33 protein-coding genes are annotated in these 18,416 nt (G+C 46.8%); 32 read left to right on the top strand and 1 reads right to left on the bottom strand.

The window, feature by feature from the left end; all coding sequences use genetic code 11:
* Positions 1 to 25: 25 nt before the first annotated feature.
* The 31 genes from rplB (at position 26) to rpsI (ending at position 16,743) form a co-directional block, all read left to right on the top strand.
* The gene (gene rplB, locus IV54_RS10395; protein ID WP_057879264.1) at positions 26 to 874 is read left to right on the top strand and encodes a 50S ribosomal protein L2; all 849 of its coding nucleotides are present in this window, start codon (positions 26 to 28) and stop codon (positions 872 to 874) included.
* A 78-nt stretch (positions 875 to 952) separates the two neighbouring features.
* Positions 953 to 1,234, top strand: coding sequence for a 30S ribosomal protein S19 (gene rpsS, locus IV54_RS10390; protein WP_057879263.1), 282 nt, complete (start codon positions 953 to 955; stop codon positions 1,232 to 1,234).
* A 17-nt stretch (positions 1,235 to 1,251) separates the two neighbouring features.
* Positions 1,252 to 1,608: a 50S ribosomal protein L22 gene (gene rplV / locus IV54_RS10385; RefSeq protein ID WP_057879262.1), complete on the top strand. Its 357-nt coding sequence runs from the start codon at positions 1,252 to 1,254 to the stop codon at positions 1,606 to 1,608.
* A gap of 3 nt (positions 1,609 to 1,611) precedes the next feature.
* Positions 1,612 to 2,271, top strand: coding sequence for a 30S ribosomal protein S3 (gene rpsC / locus IV54_RS10380; protein ID WP_057879261.1), 660 nt, complete (start codon positions 1,612 to 1,614; stop codon positions 2,269 to 2,271).
* Between the two features lies 1 nt (position 2,272).
* Positions 2,273 to 2,707 (top strand): 50S ribosomal protein L16, encoded by a 435-nt coding sequence (gene rplP, locus IV54_RS10375; RefSeq protein ID WP_057879260.1) that lies wholly within the window; start codon positions 2,273 to 2,275, stop codon positions 2,705 to 2,707.
* Positions 2,697 to 2,891: a 50S ribosomal protein L29 gene (gene rpmC, locus IV54_RS10370; RefSeq protein ID WP_057879259.1), complete on the top strand. Its 195-nt coding sequence runs from the start codon at positions 2,697 to 2,699 to the stop codon at positions 2,889 to 2,891. Before rplP ends, rpmC begins: the two co-directional genes overlap by 11 nt.
* 25 nt (positions 2,892 to 2,916) lie before the next feature.
* Positions 2,917 to 3,183, top strand: a complete 267-nt coding sequence (gene rpsQ / locus IV54_RS10365; protein WP_057879258.1) for a 30S ribosomal protein S17 — start codon at positions 2,917 to 2,919, stop codon at positions 3,181 to 3,183.
* A gap of 50 nt (positions 3,184 to 3,233) precedes the next feature.
* Positions 3,234 to 3,602 (top strand): 50S ribosomal protein L14, encoded by a 369-nt coding sequence (gene rplN / locus IV54_RS10360; RefSeq protein ID WP_057879257.1) that lies wholly within the window; start codon positions 3,234 to 3,236, stop codon positions 3,600 to 3,602.
* Between the two features lie 34 nt (positions 3,603 to 3,636).
* A complete protein-coding gene (gene rplX, locus IV54_RS10355) occupies positions 3,637 to 3,948 on the top strand; it encodes a 50S ribosomal protein L24 (protein ID WP_057879256.1) in 312 nt (103 codons plus the stop codon).
* Between the two features lie 25 nt (positions 3,949 to 3,973).
* A complete protein-coding gene (gene rplE / locus IV54_RS10350; protein WP_057879255.1) occupies positions 3,974 to 4,516 on the top strand; it encodes a 50S ribosomal protein L5 in 543 nt (180 codons plus the stop codon).
* Positions 4,517 to 4,534: 18 nt separating this feature from the next.
* Positions 4,535 to 4,720, top strand: a complete 186-nt coding sequence (locus IV54_RS11635) for a type Z 30S ribosomal protein S14 (protein WP_083488579.1) — start codon at positions 4,535 to 4,537, stop codon at positions 4,718 to 4,720.
* A gap of 33 nt (positions 4,721 to 4,753) precedes the next feature.
* On the top strand, positions 4,754 to 5,152 hold the full coding sequence (gene rpsH / locus IV54_RS10345) for a 30S ribosomal protein S8 (RefSeq protein ID WP_057879254.1): 399 nt from the start codon (positions 4,754 to 4,756) through the stop codon (positions 5,150 to 5,152).
* Positions 5,153 to 5,182: 30 nt separating this feature from the next.
* Positions 5,183 to 5,719, top strand: a complete 537-nt coding sequence (gene rplF, locus IV54_RS10340) for a 50S ribosomal protein L6 (protein ID WP_057879253.1) — start codon at positions 5,183 to 5,185, stop codon at positions 5,717 to 5,719.
* Positions 5,720 to 5,750: 31 nt separating this feature from the next.
* Entirely contained in the window at positions 5,751 to 6,116 is a 366-nt protein-coding gene (rplR, locus tag IV54_RS10335) for a 50S ribosomal protein L18 (protein WP_272947297.1), read from the top strand.
* A 22-nt stretch (positions 6,117 to 6,138) separates the two neighbouring features.
* Positions 6,139 to 6,642 carry a 30S ribosomal protein S5 gene (rpsE, locus tag IV54_RS10330; RefSeq protein WP_057879251.1) on the top strand — a complete coding sequence of 168 codons (504 nt, stop codon included), beginning with the start codon at positions 6,139 to 6,141 and terminating at the stop codon, positions 6,640 to 6,642.
* A 14-nt stretch (positions 6,643 to 6,656) separates the two neighbouring features.
* Positions 6,657 to 6,839: a 50S ribosomal protein L30 gene (gene rpmD / locus IV54_RS10325; RefSeq protein WP_057879250.1), complete on the top strand. Its 183-nt coding sequence runs from the start codon at positions 6,657 to 6,659 to the stop codon at positions 6,837 to 6,839.
* 35 nt (positions 6,840 to 6,874) lie between these two features.
* Positions 6,875 to 7,309: a 50S ribosomal protein L15 gene (rplO, locus tag IV54_RS10320; protein WP_057879249.1), complete on the top strand. Its 435-nt coding sequence runs from the start codon at positions 6,875 to 6,877 to the stop codon at positions 7,307 to 7,309.
* Entirely contained in the window at positions 7,309 to 8,619 is a 1,311-nt protein-coding gene (gene secY, locus IV54_RS10315; protein WP_057879248.1) for a preprotein translocase subunit SecY, read from the top strand. Before rplO ends, secY begins: the two co-directional genes overlap by 1 nt.
* A 92-nt stretch (positions 8,620 to 8,711) precedes the next feature.
* The gene (locus IV54_RS10310) at positions 8,712 to 9,362 is read left to right on the top strand and encodes an adenylate kinase (RefSeq protein WP_309296920.1); all 651 of its coding nucleotides are present in this window, start codon (positions 8,712 to 8,714) and stop codon (positions 9,360 to 9,362) included.
* Positions 9,363 to 9,524: 162 nt separating this feature from the next.
* Positions 9,525 to 9,743, top strand: coding sequence for a translation initiation factor IF-1 (gene infA / locus IV54_RS10305; protein ID WP_057879246.1), 219 nt, complete (start codon positions 9,525 to 9,527; stop codon positions 9,741 to 9,743).
* Positions 9,744 to 9,773: 30 nt separating this feature from the next.
* On the top strand, positions 9,774 to 9,893 hold the full coding sequence (gene rpmJ, locus IV54_RS10300; RefSeq protein WP_008855781.1) for a 50S ribosomal protein L36: 120 nt from the start codon (positions 9,774 to 9,776) through the stop codon (positions 9,891 to 9,893).
* 27 nt (positions 9,894 to 9,920) lie between these two features.
* Positions 9,921 to 10,286, top strand: a complete 366-nt coding sequence (gene rpsM / locus IV54_RS10295) for a 30S ribosomal protein S13 (RefSeq protein WP_057879245.1) — start codon at positions 9,921 to 9,923, stop codon at positions 10,284 to 10,286.
* 17 nt (positions 10,287 to 10,303) lie between these two features.
* Positions 10,304 to 10,693 (top strand): 30S ribosomal protein S11, encoded by a 390-nt coding sequence (rpsK, locus tag IV54_RS10290; protein WP_057879244.1) that lies wholly within the window; start codon positions 10,304 to 10,306, stop codon positions 10,691 to 10,693.
* A gap of 87 nt (positions 10,694 to 10,780) precedes the next feature.
* Positions 10,781 to 11,731: a DNA-directed RNA polymerase subunit alpha gene (locus IV54_RS10285; RefSeq protein WP_057879243.1), complete on the top strand. Its 951-nt coding sequence runs from the start codon at positions 10,781 to 10,783 to the stop codon at positions 11,729 to 11,731.
* Between the two features lie 30 nt (positions 11,732 to 11,761).
* Complete coding sequence (rplQ, locus tag IV54_RS10280) at positions 11,762 to 12,145, top strand: 50S ribosomal protein L17 (RefSeq protein ID WP_057879242.1); 384 nt, start codon at positions 11,762 to 11,764, stop codon at positions 12,143 to 12,145.
* Positions 12,146 to 12,469: 324 nt separating this feature from the next.
* Positions 12,470 to 13,309, top strand: coding sequence for an energy-coupling factor ABC transporter ATP-binding protein (locus IV54_RS10275; RefSeq protein WP_057879241.1), 840 nt, complete (start codon positions 12,470 to 12,472; stop codon positions 13,307 to 13,309).
* The gene (locus IV54_RS10270) at positions 13,285 to 14,157 is read left to right on the top strand and encodes an energy-coupling factor ABC transporter ATP-binding protein (protein WP_057879240.1); all 873 of its coding nucleotides are present in this window, start codon (positions 13,285 to 13,287) and stop codon (positions 14,155 to 14,157) included. The genes IV54_RS10275 and IV54_RS10270 overlap by 25 nt, the downstream gene beginning before the upstream one ends.
* A complete protein-coding gene (locus tag IV54_RS10265) occupies positions 14,150 to 14,950 on the top strand; it encodes an energy-coupling factor transporter transmembrane component T family protein (protein WP_057879239.1) in 801 nt (266 codons plus the stop codon). The genes IV54_RS10270 and IV54_RS10265 overlap by 8 nt, the downstream gene beginning before the upstream one ends.
* Positions 14,951 to 14,958: 8 nt before the next feature.
* On the top strand, positions 14,959 to 15,756 hold the full coding sequence (truA, locus tag IV54_RS10260; RefSeq protein ID WP_057879238.1) for a tRNA pseudouridine(38-40) synthase TruA: 798 nt from the start codon (positions 14,959 to 14,961) through the stop codon (positions 15,754 to 15,756).
* Positions 15,757 to 15,893: 137 nt separating this feature from the next.
* Complete coding sequence (gene rplM / locus IV54_RS10255) at positions 15,894 to 16,337, top strand: 50S ribosomal protein L13 (RefSeq protein WP_057879237.1); 444 nt, start codon at positions 15,894 to 15,896, stop codon at positions 16,335 to 16,337.
* Positions 16,338 to 16,350: 13 nt separating this feature from the next.
* Positions 16,351 to 16,743: a 30S ribosomal protein S9 gene (rpsI, locus tag IV54_RS10250; RefSeq protein WP_057879236.1), complete on the top strand. Its 393-nt coding sequence runs from the start codon at positions 16,351 to 16,353 to the stop codon at positions 16,741 to 16,743.
* Positions 16,744 to 16,880: 137 nt separating this feature from the next.
* Here rpsI and IV54_RS10245 read toward each other — a convergent pair whose 3' ends face one another.
* Positions 16,881 to 17,192, bottom strand: coding sequence for a helix-turn-helix domain-containing protein (locus IV54_RS10245; RefSeq protein WP_057879235.1), 312 nt, complete (start codon positions 17,190 to 17,192; stop codon positions 16,881 to 16,883).
* A 429-nt stretch (positions 17,193 to 17,621) separates the two neighbouring features.
* On the opposite strand from IV54_RS10245, the gene IV54_RS10240 reads away from it, so the two are divergent.
* Positions 17,622 to 18,410: a CAP domain-containing protein gene (locus IV54_RS10240; RefSeq protein WP_057879234.1), complete on the top strand. Its 789-nt coding sequence runs from the start codon at positions 17,622 to 17,624 to the stop codon at positions 18,408 to 18,410.
* Positions 18,411 to 18,416 lie beyond the last annotated feature (6 nt).

Here is an 18,416-nt window from a genome sequence, read left to right as displayed (position 1 = left end):
ATCTCAGATATAGGAGGGAAATAACGTGGCGATTAAGAAATACAAACCAACAAGCAATGGTCGTCGTAACATGACCAGCATGGTTTACAAAGACGTCATCACTAAGACGACTCCTGAAAAGTCATTGCTTGATTCACAAAGTCACTCAGCCGGCCGTAACAACGCTGGTAAGATGACTGTCCGTCATCGTGGCGGTGGTAACAAGCGTCAATACCGGATCATCGACTTCAAGCGGATTAAGGATGACGTTCCTGCAACCGTTAAGGCTATCGAATATGACCCAAACCGGACTGCCAACATTGCCTTATTAGTATATGCTGATGGTGTAAAGTCTTACATCATTGCACCTAAGGGCTTGAAGGTTGGTGCTCAGGTTCAGTCAGGTCCAGATGCTGATATCAAAGTTGGTAATGCATTACCATTGAAGAACATTCCATTCGGAACTGTTATTCACAATATTGAATTGAAAACTGGTAAGGGTGGCCAATTGGTCCGTTCTGCTGGGACTTCAGCTCAATTATTAGGTAAGGCCAACGATGAAAAGTACGTACTGGTTCGTTTATCATCTGGTGAAGTTCGGATGATCTTGAACGTTAACCGTGCTACTATCGGTGCCGTAGGTAACGAAGAACACGAATTGATTGTTGTCGGTAAGGCTGGCCGTAATCGTTGGGCTGGTCAACGTCCACATGTTCGTGGTTCTGTAATGAACCCTAACGATCACCCACATGGTGGTGGTGAAGGTAAAGCACCTGTTGGTTTACCATCTCCTCTTTCTCCATGGGGTAAGAAGACCGTTGGTAAGAAGACGCGGAAGAAGAAGAACAAGACTAGCAAGTTCATCGTTCGTCGTCGTAAGGGTTCCAAGATGTAATCATCCGGTAATCCGGATGTTAAGAGACCTGGTGATCATCGTGTATAACGATGCGCCACAAGTAGAGGAGGTTTCATAATGGGTCGTAGTTTGAAAAAAGGACCTTTTGCCGATGCGCATTTGCTCAAGAAGATTGATGCGCAAAAGGATCAAGACAAGAAGACCGTCATCAAGACCTGGTCACGTCGGTCTACTATTTTCCCTAGCTTCGTAGGTTACACCATTGCAGTTTATGACGGACGGAAGCATGTCCCAGTTTACGTGCAAGAAGATATGGTTGGCCACAAGCTCGGTGAATTCGTACCGACTAGATTGTTCCGTGGTCATGGTAGCAGTGACGATAAGAAAACAACTCTTTGATAAGGAGGATTAACTAAATGGCTGAACAAGTTACATCAGCGCAAGCAACCGCCAAAACGGTTCGAGTTGCTGCTCGCAAACTCCGCCTTGTCATCGATCTTATCCGCGGCAAGAGCGTAGCTGAAGCGCTAGCTATTCTAAAGTTCACACCGCGTGGTGGTTCACCGGTTGTGGCAAAAGTTTTAAACTCTGCGATTGCTAATGCAGAAAACAATTTTGACTTAGATCGTCAAGATCTAGTTGTCAGCGAAGCCTTCGTTAACGAAGGACCAACCCTCAAGCGGTTCCGTCCTCGTGCCAAGGGTTCTGCTTCACCAATCAACAAGCGTACGAGTCACATTACGGTTGTTGTATCTGAAAAGAAGGAGGGATAACGCGTGGGACAAAAAGTAAATCCAACTGGATTACGGGTCGGTATCATTCGCGACTGGGAAGCAAAGTGGTATGCTGAAAAAGACTTTGCTGCTTACCTCAAGGAAGACCTTGCAATTCGTAAATTCATTGAAAAGCGTCTCGTTGACGCCTCTGTCTCAACTGTTGAGATCGAGCGTGCTGCAAACCGCGTCAACATCTCAATCCACACTGCTAAACCAGGGATGGTTATTGGTAAGGGTGGTTCTGAAGTCGAAAATCTCCGTAAGGAATTGAACGACTTAACTGGCAAGCGGGTTCACATCAACATTGTTGAAATCAAGAAGCCAGATTTAGATGCAAAATTGGTCGGCGAAAACATCGCTCGTCAATTGGAGGGTCGTGTTGCCTTCCGTCGGGCTATGCGTGGAACGATGCAACGGACTATGCGTTCTGGTGCCAAGGGTATCAAGACGCAAGTCGCTGGTCGTTTGAACGGTGCTGATATGTCTCGTACTGAAAGTTACGCTGAAGGTACGGTTCCTCTGCACACGTTGCGTGCCGATATCGATTATGCTTGGGTAGAAGCTCACACTTCATACGGTTCTCTGGGTGTTAAGACCTGGATCTACCGTGGTGAGATCTTGCCTGAAAAGAAACAAACTAACGGACAAGGAGGGAAATAACATGCTGGTACCTAAGCGAGTAAAGTTCCGTCGTGTCCACCGTGGTAAGCTACGTGGCGAAGCCAAGGGTGGCAAGAGTGTTGCTTTCGGCGACTACGGTTTGCAGTCATTAGATTCCAAGTGGATCTCTAACCGTCAAATCGAAGCAGCCCGTGTTGCAATCACTCGTTACATGAAGCGTGGTGGGAGAGTTTGGATTAAGATTTTCCCTCACAAATCCTACACTGAAAAAGGTGTTGGGGTCCGGATGGGTAATGGTAAAGGTACGCCTGCTGGCTGGGTAGCCCCAGTTAAGCGTGGTAAAGTAATGTTCGAAGTCGGTGGCGTCTCTGAAGAAGTCGCTCGCGAAGCATTACGCCTTGCTGCTATGAAACTTCCCGTTCGTACGAAAGTTATTACCCGAGAGGAAGTAGGTGGCGAATCTAATGAAGGCTAAGGAAATTAACGAATTGACCACTGCCGAAATGCTCGATAAAGAAAAGAGCTATAAGGACGAATTATTCAACTTGCGCTTCCAATTAGCCACTGGCCAACTGGAAAACACTGCTCGGTTGAAGCAAGTTCGTAAGAACATTGCGCGGATTAAAACCGCTCTTCGCCAACAAGAACTGAACAACTAGAATACGATAAAGGAGGTCACAATACATGAGTGATGTACGTAATCACCGCAAGGTATACCGTGGTCGTGTCGTGTCTGACAAGATGGACAAGACGATCACTGTTGTCGTTGAAACGACAAAAACGGATGCACGATACGGTAAGCGTGTCAAGTACTCTAAGAAGTACAAGGCACATGATGAAAAGAATGAAGCCCAAACCGGCGACATTGTTGAAATCATGGAAACGCGGCCAATGTCTGCTACCAAGCGGTTCCGCTTAGTCGACGTTGTTGAAAAAGCAGTAATCATTTAAGTGTCGTTTTTATCGTATTCTGAACTAGAACTGAAGGGAGGACACTAGCCGTGATCCAACAAGAAAGTCGCTTAAAGGTAGCCGATAACTCTGGCGCCCGTGAAATTCTGACAATCAAGGTTCTGGGTGGCTCAAAGCGTCGCTACGCCGGAATCGGTGATGTCATCGTTGCTACTGTCAAACAAGCAACACCAGGTGGCGTTGTCAAAAAGGGTGATGTTGTTAAGGCGGTCGTTGTTCGTACGAAGTCTCGTGTACGTCGTAACGACGGTTCATACATCAGTTTTGATGAAAATGCTGCTGTGCTGATTAAAGATGACAAGAGCCCACAAGGGACTCGTATCTTTGGGCCAGTTGCTCGTGAATTACGAGACAACGACTACATGAAGATTATCTCATTAGCACCCGAAGTACTGTAATTAAGAATCGTGTAAACAAGGAGGTGCCCACAGAATGCTTATTAAAACTGGTGACAAGGTCCGCGTGATCGCTGGGAAAGACAAAGGCAAAGAAGGAACTGTATCTAAGATTCTGAACGCCAAGAACCGCGTGATCGTTAAAGGCGTCAATATGATCAAGAAGCACCAAAAGGCTTCTCAAGCTAGCCCACAAGGCGGGATCATTGATATTGAAGCACCAATTCATGCATCCAACGTAATGCTCATTGATCCTTCGAACAACGAACCAACCCGGCTTGGCGTTCGAGTTGAAGATGGTCACAAAGTCCGGTTCGCTAAAAAGTCCGGCGAAACCATCGACAAATAATCACTGAAAGGAGGAACATAATTTCATGTCAGCTCGTTTAAAAGAAAAGTACGTTAATGAAATTACCCCATCATTGGTGGAAAAGTTCAGCTACAGTTCTGTTATGCAAACACCAAAGATCGACAAGATCGTTTTGAACATGGGTGTTGGTGACGCCGTTACCAACGCTAAGAACCTTGATGAAGCCGTTGAAGAGCTTGGTTTGATTTCTGGTCAAAAGCCATTGGTTACTAAGGCCAAGAAGTCAATCGCAACCTTCCGTCTTCGTGAAGGCATGTCAATTGGTGCTAAGGTTACCCTCCGCGGGGACCGCATGTACGAATTCCTGGATAAATTGATCAACGTGTCATTGCCACGTGTTCGTGACTTCCATGGTGTTAGTTCCCGTGCCTTTGATGGCCGTGGTAACTACACTTTGGGGATCAAGGAACAATTGATCTTCCCAGAAATTAACTTTGATAACGTTAACCGTGTTCGTGGTTTGGACATTGTTATCGTGACGACGGCTAACACCGATGAAGAATCACGTGAATTGTTGACTCAATTCGGTATGCCGTTTACACACTAAAAAGGAGGTTCACACAAATTGGCTAAGAAATCACAAATTGCTAAGAACAAGCGTCCTGCGAAGTTCTCTACTCAGGAATATACTCGTTGCGAACGTTGTGGACGTCCACACTCTGTTTATCAAAAATTCCACCTTTGCCGTTTATGCCTACGCGAACTTGCCCACAAGGGTCAAATTCCTGGTATGAAGAAGGCTAGCTGGTAATACGAATTTTAAACAAAGGGAGGGAAATCGTTAATGTCCATGACTGATCCTATTGCAGACTTCTTGACTCGGATCCGTAACGCGAACATGGTTCGCCACGAATCACTCGAAGTACCTGCATCAACAATTAAACGTGACATCGCTGAAATCCTGAAGCGCGAAGGTTTCATCCGTAACGTTGAATACATCGATGATGACAAGCAAGGTATCATCCGCGTATTCCTCAAGTACGGTAAAGACAACCAACGTGTTATCAGTGGTTTGAAGCGTATTTCAAAGCCCGGCTTACGTTCATACGTTAAGGCCGATGCTGTTCCAAAGGTATTAAACGGTTTAGGTATCGCTATTATCTCCACCTCTGAAGGGGTAGTTACTGATAAAGAAGCGCGTGCCAAGAAAATCGGTGGCGAAGTACTCGCCTACGTTTGGTAAAACTTTTAAGAAGATAGGAGGTGCCTTACAGTGAGTCGTATTGGTTATAAAACTGTCAAAGTCCCAGCTGGCGTTGATGTTAAGCGCGATGGCGATCAAGTTACGGTTAAAGGTCCTAAGGGTTCTTTAACCCGTACTTTCTCTGACTTCATTACGATGAAGATCAGTGACGGTGCCGTTGATTTCGACCGTCCAGATAACAACAACAAGACGCGGGCCCTTCATGGTACGCAACGAGCTAACTTGAACAACATGGTTGAAGGTGTTGTCAATGGCTTCGCAAAGACCTTGAAGTTAGTCGGTGTTGGTTACCGTGTTCAGGCTAAGGGTAAGACCTTGGTATTGAGCGTTGGTTATTCTAACCCTGTTGAAATGGCTATTCCAGAAACTTTAGAAGTTAAGGTTCCTGACAACACCACTATCAACATTTCAGGCATTAGTAAGCAAGAAGTCGGTGACTTCGCTGCTGAAATCCGTGCCGTCCGTTCACCAGAACCTTACAAAGGTAAGGGTATCCGTTACGAAAACGAATTTGTTCGCATTCGTGAAGGTAAAACTGGTAAGTAAAGCAGCTTAATGCTGATAATTCTACAAAGAGGTGACTATTTTGATTACGAAACCAGATAAGAACAAGACACGTCAAAAGCGTCATATGCGTGTCCGCAACAAAATTTCTGGAGATGCAGTACGCCCACGCTTAAACGTTTTCCGCTCTAACAAAAACATCTACGCTCAAGTCATTGATGACGTAGCGGGTGTCACGCTTGTTAGTGCCTCGACGTTAGATAGCGAAGTGACTGGTGACAACAAGACTGAACAAGCTAAGGCTGTCGGTGTTTTAGTTGCTAAGCGCGCTGTCGAAAAGAAGATTAGCAATGTTGTGTTTGACCGTGGCGGATACTTATATCATGGCCGGGTACAAGCATTAGCAGAAGCTGCTCGTGAAAACGGGTTGAAATTTTAACAGTAAGGAGGAATAACCACACATGGCAAAATTTATTGATCCCGACAAGTTAGAACTTGAAGACAACGTTGTTGCTATCAACCGAATTACCAAAGTTGTTAAGGGTGGCCGTCGTCTTCGGTTCTCTGCTTTAGTAATCGTTGGTGATAAGAACGGCCACGTTGGCTTTGGTACTGGTAAAGCACAAGAAGTCCCAGAAGCCATTCGTAAGGCTGTTGAAGCCGCTCGTAAGAACTTGATCGAAGTTCCAGTCGTGGGAACGACCATTCCTCACGAAGTACTGGGAACATTTGGTGGTGGCAAGATTATGCTCAAGCCAGCCGCTGAAGGTTCTGGAGTTACGGCCGGTGGTGCCGTTCGTTCCGTCATGGAACTTGCAGGTATCGCTGACGTTACTTCAAAGCGTTTAGGTTCTAACACGCCGGTCAATGCAGTTCGTGCCACTTTTGCTGGCCTGACTGAATTGAAGCGTGCTGAAGAAGTTGCCGCTCTCCGTGGTGTCTCTCTTCAACACTTAGCTGAATAAGGAGGGGTATTAAAATGGCTCAATTAAAAGTTACTTTAATTCATAGTGTCGCTCACCGCCTCCCTAAACAGCGGAAGATTGTGGAAGCTATGGGCTTACACCGAGTTAACAGCTCAGTGGTACAGCCTGATAACGAAGCAACTCGCGGTGCGCTTTTCCAAATCGCACATTTGATTAAGGTTGAAGAAGTTAAGTAGTACTCATATCATTAAATAAGGAGGTGCGCAATAGCATGAAGTTGAATGAATTAAAACCTGCTGAAGGCTCACGGAAGGTTCGTAACCGAGTTGGCCGTGGTGATTCTTCTGGTAATGGTAAGACCTCTGGTCGTGGCCAAAAGGGTCAGAAGGCTCGTAGCAAGACTCGTTTGGGTTTTGAAGGGGGCCAAATGCCTCTTTACCGTCGTATTCCAAAGCGTGGGTTTACCAACATTAACCGTAAGGAATTTGCTGTCGTAAACGTATCCGCTTTGAACGTCTTCGATGACGGCGCCGAAGTAACTCCAGTTAACTTGGTAGAAGCTGGTATCGTGAAGAACGAAAAGGCCGGTATCAAGGTCTTGGGTAACGGTGAGTTAACGAAGAAGTTGACGGTAAAGGCCGCTAAGTTCTCCAAGTCAGCTGTACAAGCTATCGAAGCTGCTGGTGGTAAGACTGAGGTGATCTAATGCTATCAAGCTTGAAAAACGCCTTTAAGATTAAAGACATTCGTAATAAGATACTCTTTACTCTTCTGGTTTTGATTGTCTTTCGGTTGGGTACCTACATTACTGTCCCCGGCATTAACGCGAAGGCACTTCAAAGCGTCGCGTCTTCTGGGTTGGTTAGTATTCTAGATACTTTTAGTGGTGGTGGGTTGAGTAACTACTCCATCTTTGCGATGGGGGTCTCACCTTACATCACGGCACAAATCGTTATTCAATTGTTACAAATGGACATCGTACCGCGCTTCGTTGAATGGAGTAAGCAGGGTGATGTTGGTCGTCGGAAGTTAAACCAAGCCACACGATATTTGGCGATTTTTCTCGCTTTCGTTCAGTCTATCGGGATCACGGCTGGTTTCAGTGCTTTAAGTTCACTGAAGCTGGTCCAGAACCCGAGTGTCACAACGTACCTCTCGATTGGGTTAATCCTGACCGGTGGGACGATGTTGACCACCTGGATGGGTGACATGATTACCGACCGTGGGTTAGGTAATGGGATCTCAATGATTATCTTTGCGGGTATCATTGCTCGGACCCCTAACTCCGTCTACAAACTTTACAAAACTTATTTTGTCGACATTGCATCAGGTGACATGTGGAAGAGTGTTTTGTTCATCTTGGGCTTGATTGTTTTGGTTCTGATGATCGTCACGTTTACGACGTGGGTTCAACAGGCTGAACGTCGAGTACCGATGCAATACACACGTCGAGTATCTGGTTCGCCGGATAGCAGCTACCTTCCTTTGAAGGTTAACGTTGCTGGTGTTATTCCAGTTATCTTCGCAAGTTCGTTTATTGCGACGCCTCAAACTATTTTGATGGCGTTCCAAAATACGCACTCAACGGATGGTTGGTATCAAACGCTCTCGAACATCTTTAACATGCAAACCTTGGATGGTGCCATTTTGTACACCGTTCTGATCGTTGTGTTCACGTTCTTCTATGCGTTTGTTCAGGTTAACCCTGAAAAGTTAGCTGAGAACCTGCAAAAGCAGGGAAGCTACATTCCAGGCGTTTGGCCAGGACATGAAACGCAGTCATATGTTTCCAAATTACTTATGCGTCTCAGCACTGTTGGGGCCTTGTTCCTTGGATTCATTTCCTTAATTCCGTTATTAGCCCAAAACCTTTGGGACTTAGATGAGTCAATTGGTTTGGGTGGTACCAGCCTCCTAATCGTGGTTGGGGTTGCCATTGAAACCATGCGCCAAGTTGACGGATTGATGATGAAGCGCGAATACGTTGGCTTTATCCAAGATCCAGAACCAGCTTAATGAGTTTCCAGCGGGTGTGTTGATCTCTTAGCACACCTGCTTGTGTTTTTAAGGCGAATAATTTCGAAGTAAGGAGCATGAACATGACAGCAATGAATTTAATTCTCATGGGCTTACCGGGTGCCGGTAAGGGGACACAAGCCCAAAAGATCATCGATGAGTTCCACTTGCCACATATTTCAACGGGAGATATCTTCCGCGCGGCAATGAAGAATGAAACGAAGATGGGCTTGGCCGCTAAGACCTACATCGACAAAGGTGAATTGGTTCCTGACGAAGTCACTAATGGCATTGTTAAGGAACGGTTAGCCGAAGCCGATACGGCTAAGGGGTTCATGTTGGATGGGTTCCCCCGTTCCATTGTTCAAGCCGAAGCTTTAGATAGCTTTGGCCCAGAACTGGATCGGACCATCAACGCCGTGATTAATATTCACGTCGAACCGGATGTTCTAATCGAACGACTCTCGGGTCGTTACATTTGCCGGAATTGTGGGGCAACTTACCACAAGCTCTACAACAACCCTAAGGTTGAAGGAACTTGTGATGTTTGTGGTCACCATGACTTTTACCAACGTGAAGACGACAAGCCGGAAACGGTTAAGAATCGTTTAGCAGTTAACTTAAAGGCCAACACGCCTTTGGTTGATTACTACACGAAGAAGAACCTCTTGTTTACGGTGGATGGTAATCGAGATATCGATGACGTTTACGTCGACATTGAAAAGATCTTGAAGGCCCTGTAAGTCGAGGTAATTCTTGCGTCAACGTAAGAATTATGGTAGACTTATTCAGGTTTAGCCTGTAAATGGCGCGCTGTCGCAATTCACAGGTGCTAGGTGGGTGCCGCATCCGCGGCCCGACCGCTTTTACGTGTGTATGCACGCAATTAAAAGGGAGGTACTTTCGTGGCGAAAAGCGATGTCATCGAAATCGAAGGTAAAGTTACCGAAACATTACCTAATGCAATGTTTCGAGTCGAATTAGAAAACGGTCATGAGATTCTTGCTCATGTCTCCGGTAAGATTCGGATGCATTACATCCGGATTCTGCCTGGTGACCGAGTAACTGTTGAAATGTCACCGTATGACTTGTCTAAAGGCCGGATTACTTATCGTTTCAAGTAATCGGTTTGGACAGATGTAGGAGGGATATTCATGAAAGTAAGACCATCAGTTAAGCCAATGTGCGAACACTGCAAGGTTATCAAGCGTAAGGGCCGAGTTATGATTATTTGCTCAGCCAACCCTAAGCATAAACAACGCCAGGGTAAGTAATTTCAATTTATAGGAGGTGTACATTCAATGCCACGTATTGCTGGAGTGGATTTACCACGTGATAAGCGTATCGCTTATGGTTTAACTTACATTTTTGGGATTGGTATCAACACGGCTCACAAGATCGTTGCTGCTGCCGGTGTCTCTGAAGACGTTCGGGTTCGTGATTTAACTCCCGACCAAGAAGACAAGATCCGTGCCGAAGTCGACAACTACAAAGTTGAAGGTGACTTACGGCGTGAGGTTACGCTGAACATCAAGAACTTACAAGAAATTGGTTCTTACCGTGGAATGCGTCACCGTCGCGGATTACCTGTTCGCGGTCAACACACTAAAAACAATGCCCGCACTCGGAAGGGTAAAGCCGTTTCCGTTGCCGGTAAGAAGAAGTAAAGGAGGGTTATCACTTTATGGCTACTAGAAAAACTAGTCGCAAGCGTCGGGTCAAGAAGAACATTGAATCCGGTGTTGCACACATTCATGCTACGTTTAACAATACATTAGTTATGATCACTGACGTTCAAGGGAATGCTATTGCTTGGTCATCTGCTGGTGCCTTGGGCTTTAAGGGTAGTCGGAAGTCAACACCATTTGCTGCGCAAATGGCTGCTGAAGCCGCTGCTAAGTCATCAATGGAACACGGTGTTAAGTCCGTAGAAGTTGCTGTTAAGGGTCCTGGTTCAGGACGTGAAGCTGCTATCCGGGCCATCCAAGCTGCTGGTATCGAAATCACCGCTATTCGCGATGTTACGCCAGTGCCTCATAATGGGACTCGTCCTCCAAAGCGCCGTCGGGTTTAACGTGAGCGTTTCATTAATGAGGGCAACCTTCATGATGGGATTGACTTATAGAAGCTCAACGCGGTTTGAAAGGGGTAAACGATAAGAATGATTGAATTTGAAAAGCCTAACATTCATAAAATTGACGAAAGCAGTAACTACGGTAAGTTCATTGTCGAACCGTTGGAACGTGGTTACGGGACAACGCTTGGTAATTCCTTACGTCGGATTCTGCTTTCATCATTACCTGGTGCAGCTATTACCAGCATTCAAATCGACGGGGTTTTACATGAATTTTCAACTATCGAAGGTGTTGTTGAAGACGTCACGCAAATCATCTTGAATGTTAAGAAGATTGCGCTGAAACTCAACGGTTCTGACGAACAAGAAGAATCCATGGAAATCAACGTTAAAGGACCAGCACAGGTCACTGCCGGTGACATTGTTGCAGGTGCGGACGTTGACGTTTTAAACCCAGATCTGTACATTGCTACGGTTGCCGATGGGGCAACGTTCCATATGCGGATGACGGCGGATAAGGGCCGGGGTTATGTTTCTGCTGACGAGAATAAGACTCGCAACACGGACATGCCAATTGGTGTCTTAGCCGTTGATTCCATTTATACCCCTATCGAACGGGTTAACTACCAAGTAGAGAATGCACGGGTTGGCCAACGGGCTGACTACGATAAATTGACCCTGGATGTTTGGACAAACGGTTCAATTAATCCAAGCGAAGCCATTGCTCTGGCTGCAAAGATCTTAACCGAACATTTGGCAATGTTTGTCGACTTGACTGACGAAGCTAAGAATGCGGAAATCATGGTTGAAAAAGAAGAGACGCACAAGGAAAAGATGCTTGAGATGACCATCGAAGAGCTCGACTTGTCCGTACGTTCTTACAACTGTTTGAAGCGTGCTGGTATCAACACGGTTCAAGAATTGACTAATAAGACTGAAGCAGACATGATGAAGGTTCGTAACTTGGGTCGCAAGTCCCTCGAAGAAGTTAAAGCTAAGTTAGCTGACTTAGGTTTGTCACTTCGGAAGGAAGACTAATTTTAGACACTCAAAGGAGGGTTTCTGGTTATGAGTTACCGTAAATTACAACGGACTAGTTCACAACGTCGCGCATTATTACGTGATTTGACCACTAGTTTAATCTTAAACGGCCGCATCGAAACGACTGAAGCACGTGCTAAAGAAGTTCGCAAGACGGCTGACCAAATGATTACTTTAGGTAAGCAAGGCGATTTACATGCTCGTCGGCAAGCTGCTGCTTTCATCCGTAACGTTGTTGCAGATGTTAAAGAAGATGACGACGATGTTGTTGTTACCAGTGCATTACAAAAGGTATTCAGCGAATTAGCACCTAAGTACGCAGACCGTAAAGGTGGTTACACGCGTATCTTGAAGACGATGCCTCGTCGTGGTGATGGTGCCGCAATGGCTATCTTAGAATTCGTTGACTAATTTTAATTAGGCAATGGTCAAAGGGTGGGTCGTCCCTTAAACGACTCACGGTTACAAATTAATCACTAGGATCATGTGGTATAGAGCGTTATGATGATGGATTTTTTCCGAGTCTAGCTTGAATGGGGGCAATCGCCTCAGCGCCGCTGGTTTGTTAGTGATTTTTTTTGTGCCCAAAATTTGAGATGGGCCGATTACATAGGCCGTTGACTGGTTGGCGGCTACCTGTTTCTCCTGGTGGCTAAAGGACCCGAAAGTTTCGTAAATGTCGAGATATTTGGTATAATTACCGGTGACTTTTCAAAAGGAGAATCGACAGCGCTAATGGAAAATATTATTGATGTACAACACTTGAGTTACCGTTATCAGGATACTGATGGCCGGCCGGCTTTGGATGATATTAGCTTCACCGTGAAGGCGGGGGAGTGGTTGGCGCTGGTCGGTCATAACGGTAGTGGTAAGTCTACATTGGCGAGAGCCGTTGATGGTCTTCTCCCATTCAGTGAGGGGACGGTCACCGTAGGGGGGATTAAGTTAACCCCGGAAACGGTTTGGGAAGTTCGCGAGAAGATTGGTATGATCTTCCAGAATCCCGATAATCAGTTCGTTGGGGCCACGGTTGAGGACGATGTCGCCTTTGGTCTCGAGAATCGGCAAATTTCGCGTGCTGAGATGGTTCCACGTGTTAAAGCGGCCCTCGATGAGGTTGGCATGCAGACGTTCGCACAGCGCGAACCAGGGGCCTTGTCCGGTGGGCAGAAGCAGCGGGTGGCTTTAGCCGGAATTGTGGCGATTGCCCCTGACATTCTGATCTTGGACGAGGCGACCAGCATGCTGGACCCACAAGGGCGGCGAGATATGTTGGCCTTGGTGCAACGTCTCCGCGAAGAGAAGCATCTGACGGTCATTTCCATTACCCATGACATTGACGAAGCCGCCAGTGCCGACCGTGTCCTGGTGATTGATGATGGCAAGCTCGTGGAAGAAGCGCAACCGGCCGAAATCTTTGCTCAGGGTGAGCGGCTAATTCATTTGGGCTTAGACGTGCCATTCACTGCTAAATTAAAACAAGCCTTACAAGACCGGGGAATTACGGTTCCTACGGGTTATCAAACGACGACAGAAATGGAGGAATGGTTGTGGCAATCACTTTCGAACACGTAGGGTATACCTACCAGGCCGGCACGCCGATGGCGACCCCTGCACTGAGTGATATTTCCTTTACCGTTCCCGACCATGGCTACCTGGCGATTATCGGTCATACCGGGAGTGGTAAGTCCACGCTGATTCAACAGATCAATGCCCTCTTGAAGCCAACTACGGGAAAAATTACCGTCGATGACTTCACGATTACTCCCCAGACGACGAATGCCGATTTGAAACCCTTGCGCCGCCATGTAGGTATGGTTTTCCAATTTCCGGAAAGCCAATTGTTTGAGGAGACGATTCAGCGGGACATCGCGTTTGGACCACAGAATTTTGGTTTGAGTGAGGAAGAAGCAAATCAACGCGCCTTGGACATGTTAAAAACGGTAGGGTTAGACGAGAGTTTTGCTGACCGCTCACCATTCGAACTGTCCGGGGGACAGATGCGTCGGGTGGCGATCGCTGGCGTATTGGCCATGCAGCCTAAGGTCTTGGTTCTCGATGAACCGACCGCGGGACTGGACCCCCAGGGACGTCAAGAAATGATGACGCTCTTCAATCGGTTGCACCAGGAACAGGGACTCACCATCATCTTGGTCACGCATCAGATGGAGGATGTGGCCGCCTATGCCGATGAGGTGGCGGTGATGCAGGCTGGTAAGCTCCTGACCTGTGCGACCCCTCAGGAGGTCTTTAATGACCCAGCATGGGTTCAGAGCAGTGACATTGCGGTTCCTCGGGCAGCGAAGTTTGCGCAACAACTCGACAAGCGAGGCGTCAAGTGGGATCAGTTACCCCTAACCGCCGATCAGTTGGCCGATCAATTGGTGCAACATTGGCCAGGAATGGGGGCCCAACATGAGTAATTTTATCTTTGGGCGTTACTTACCCTTGAACTCCACTGTCCATCGCCTGGATCCGCGGTCAAAGCTCCTATTGAGTTTCTGCTATCTCATTGTGGTATTTCTCGCCAACTCTTGGTTGAGCTATGCCATCCTGATTGGGTTTACCTTGGCGGCTATTTTGTCGTCTAAAATCAGTTTGGGATTCTTTCTCAAGGGACTCCGGCCCATGTTGTGGCTGATCGCCTTTACCGTGGTGGTTCAGCTGCTATTCAGTCCGGCGGGGGGCCACGTCTACTTTCACTGGACAATTCTTAACATTACTCAAGCGGGTCTGGTGAATTCGGGTGTGATTTTCATTCGGTTTTTATTAATTATCATGATGTCCACACTCTTGACCTTGTCAACGCAACCTCTGGATATTGCCACGGGGCTGTCCTCGCTGATGAGACCGCTACGTTGGGTGCGCATTCCTGTAGATACGCTGGCAATGATGCTGGCGATCGCGCTACGGTTTGTGCCCACGTTGATGGATGAAGCAACTAAAATTATGAATGCCCAACGTGCACGGGGCGTGGACTTTGGTGAAGGTGGTCTGATCAAGCAGGCCAAGTCCTTCATTCCCTTAATGGTGCCACTATTTATGAGTGCCTTTAACCGGGCAGAAGATTTATCGACAGCCATGGAGGCTCGCGGTTATCGCGACAGCGAGCATCGCAGTCAATATCGTATTTTAACTTGGCAACGGCGGGATACGATGACCTGGATTGTCTTTCTCATGGTCGTAGCGGCCATGTTAGCAACACGTCGTTGGTAGGAGGAAACATGCCACGTTATAAAATTACTTTGATGTATGATGGAACAAACTTTGCGGGCTTTCAACGCCAACCGGATCGCCGGACCGTCGAAAGTGTCTTGACTCAGGTCATTAACAAAATGGCTAAGAATCCAGATCCCAAGATTCTTGTGTATGGGTCGGGGAGAACGGATGCCGGCGTGCACGCCTTGGCTCAGGTGGTCCACTTCGACTTTCCCTTTACGATTCCGGAAGAGAGTATGCGCAAGGGCCTTAATAGCATGTTACCCATGGATATGGAGATTCGACGCGTTGAGATTGTTCCGGCAACTTTTCATGCCCGTTACGACGTGTCCGGCAAACGGTATTTGTATCGCATGGACATGGGGGAATTCCGTAATCCCTTTAAACGCAACTATACGGGCCACTGGAAGTTCCCAGTTGACTTAGATAAGATTAATCAGGCCTTGGGTGATCTCGTCGGAGAACACGATTTTACCAGTTTCGTGGCCTCTGGAGCCCAGACTCGGACCTTCGTGCGGACCATCTATGAGGCAACCTGCCATATTGACGAGGCGAACCACGAGCTCGTCTTCGAATTTTATGGAAATGGCTTTATGTACAATCAGGTCCGGATTATGGTTGGGGTATTGGTCGAAATTGGTTCCGGAACCCGACCCGTTCATGATATCCTTCGCCTCTATCAGGTCAAGGATCGCAAGCAGGCCCGGCGAACGGTACCCGCAGCTGGACTTTACTTAAAACATGTGTATTACCAGGGGGAAGACCCCGAACATCCGACAAAATTACCGCAAAGACAGCGCTAATTTCGCTGAGGGCATAAACAATCATTGACTTTAGGGTGAAAACTTTGTATTATGGTCATTGGTATTGTTTGCCCCACGATAAGCCCCGGAAAGTTTACTTGGTGTCAGACAAACTCAGATTTATGGAGGAATATAACGTGCGTACAACTTATATGGCAAAACCCAACGATATTAACCGCAAATGGTACATCGTTGATGCAACCGACGTTAGTTTAGGACGTCTTGCTTCAGTCGTTGCTTCTGTATTACGTGGCAAGAACAAGCCAACGTTCACCCCTAACGTGGACACTGGTGACAACGTAATTGTTATCAACGCAAGCAAGATTGCTTTGACTGGCCGTAAGGCTTCGGGCAAGATTTACTACCACCACACTGGTTTCCCAGGTGGTTTAAAGTCCCGTACTGCTGGTAACTTCCGGGCCCAAAACCCAGAAAAATTGATCGAAACTTCTGTCCAAGGTATGCTTCCTAAGAACTCCTTAGGTCATCAGATGGCATTGAAGCTTCATGTGTATGCTGGTGAAGACCACAAGCACGAAGCCCAAAAGCCGGAAGTATTAGACATCACTAACCTAATCTAAGGAGGAAACCAAAATGGCACAAGTTCAATATCGCGGCACTGGCCGTCGTAAAAACTCCTCTGCTCGGGTGCGTTTAGTACCAGGCTCAGGTAAGATTGTTATGAACAAGAAGGCAATTGAGGATTACATCCCATTTGCTAGCATTCGTGAAGTTGTTTTACAACCATTCAACGTTACGGAAACGCTCGGTAACTACGATGCATTAGTTACTGTTCACGGTGGCGGTTTCTCCGGTCAAGCCGGTGCAACTCGTCATGGGATCGCTCGGGCATTGCTCGAAGTTGACCCAGACTTCCGTGGTCCGCTGAAGCGTGCGGGTCTTTTGACTCGTGACCCACGGATGAAGGAACGGAAGAAGCCAGGTCTCAAGAAGGCCCGGAAAGCTTCCCAATTCTCAAAGCGTTAATATTTCGATATTATCTATTTGGGGAAAGCTCTCACCATTATGGTGGGGGCTTTTTTTGTGCAATCAGGGATTGGGGCTGGAACAAACCATAAAAAAACAGGCCAGCCTTCCTGTAGAAGACAGCCTGTTACATTGATCTATGCTTTGTCGATAATCTCATTGGCACGTTCAATTAAGGCAACGAACCGTAACACACTTTCGACTTGTTCATCAGTCAGCCCCCCGAGACTAAAGGGTAAATCATCGGTTCTGCCAAGTAGGTAATCTGATGAGGTGTCCAAGACATCACAGATCTTGGTCAGTGTTTCAATCGAGGGATAGGACAGGCCTTGTTCGTAAGCCGAAATCGTTCCCTTGCTGACTTCAAGCCTTTGAGATAGTTCGAGTTGCGTTAAACGCTTGTGTTTGCGAACGGCTTTTAACCTCTCGCCAAAGAATTGTACAGTCATGAGTTTTCACCCTCCGTTTAGGGTAGCAAAAACTTGTAACAGAATTACACGCATTAGGTATATGTAATATTGATTTTTCCGTGATTTATTGATAATATTGGACATATGAAGTATCATCCTGAGATATATTTTTAACCCGAAAACATTTTGATGGATTACCGAGTCAACTTGTTTGCTCGTTGTATTTTATATTTAAGGGGATGTACTCTATTAATGGGTGACTTTCTTTGACGATAAGTTTGCTAAACGTTGGTGTTTAGCGCGCAGCGACGGGCCAAAGAAGCGATCCAACCTAAGTCGAGAGTGAGTCCTAGAATCCTAGTGGAACCCAGTTCGCGGCCACAGAAAGCAAAGTGATAGCTAACTTTTTTGTTCGGATGTAGGCATTGCTAATTTTGATTCAGATAACATAAATGGAGGGTATCAAGGATGAAAGCGAAAAAGATGATGATTTCGGCACTCACGGTTCTCAGTGTGACTGCCATGGGGCTCACCACCGTAACGACTGGCGCGAACATGGCTTTTGCCAAGTCTAAAGCGGCAAAGGTTTTGAAGACGACCACTTATAAATCGAAGAAAAAAGTGCACGTCACTGGCAGTTGGATGTATTCAAACACGAAGTTGACGCGTAAGAATCACCACATGACGAAGTTCCTCTACACTAAGTTCTATGCAACGAAGAAAGTTCAGATTCGTCAGGCCAATGGCAAGAAAGTTACATACAATTACCTGAAGTCCAAGGACGGTAAGACGAAGGGCTACGTCTCGACAAAATATGTTTATAGTCAGTGGGGGTATGGTAAGTATAGCGTGAAAGCTTACCGGAAAAGCGCTGTGAAGGAGCTCAATAAGTTTCGGGCCGAGAATGGCGCCGCACCGCTAAAGGAAGACGCTAAGCTGGACAAAATTGCCCAGAAGAATGCGGACCGGATGCGCAAGGAAGGGAAGTCTTTTAAGGGCAATGTCGAAGATACGCCACACGCTGGTTGGATTCAAGATGCCTATGTTGCGCCTAGATCGATCCCAATTATTGCGTATGAGAATGGATCGCAGTGGGGTCAAGGGGAGATTCTTTCATGGATGCGGATTACCGACAGATGGCGTGACATTGGCGCCATCCCTCATTTGATGAATCCTAAGCAAACCAAGGTTGGTTTTGGTGGGATGCAGCATGGTCAAGAACTCTATGATTTCGCTATCCTGTCGCATAAAGACTAAGCATCG

The organism is Levilactobacillus paucivorans (assembly GCF_001437125.1).
GTDB lineage: Bacteria > Bacillota > Bacilli > Lactobacillales > Lactobacillaceae > Levilactobacillus > Levilactobacillus paucivorans.
Note: the sequence above shows the minus strand (reverse complement) of the source record. Positions and strands in the feature narration are given on the sequence as shown.